Origin of the sequence: Pseudoalteromonas sp. SIMBA_162 (assembly GCF_046535955.1) — a bacterium.
GTDB lineage: Bacteria > Pseudomonadota > Gammaproteobacteria > Enterobacterales > Alteromonadaceae > Pseudoalteromonas > Pseudoalteromonas marina.
In genome coordinates this window covers 1-267 of the sequence record NZ_JAWJBQ010000509.1, presented here as the reverse complement: position 1 = coordinate 267, position 267 = coordinate 1, and the positions used below count along the sequence as shown (strand labels likewise).

1 protein-coding gene is annotated in these 267 nt (G+C 54.7%); it reads left to right on the top strand.

The annotated features are described in order from the left end of the window. Window positions 1-21: 21 nt before the first annotated feature. On the top strand, window positions 22-267 hold a 246-nt coding region (locus tag R0J88_RS20720), incomplete at its 3' end, for a hypothetical protein (RefSeq protein ID WP_410900987.1).

Below are 267 nucleotides of genomic sequence, written 5' to 3'. Positions count from 1 at the left end.
GGATATGGCCCTTCGCCAGATATGCTGGCACGTATTGCGCCGGGGCGTGGATTTAACTTCAGCGATGGCAAACAGCCGCTGGCGATGGCGCGTAAATCACTGACGGAAATGGCAGATTTACTTAACCTGCAAAGCGCAGCGGAAACGCATTTAGCGCAATACGAAGACTTTATCCGCAGCATGAAACCCCGCTTTGTGAAGCGTGGTGCACGCCCGTTACTGCTGACGACGCTTATCGATCCGCGCCATATGCTGGTCTTCGGTCCA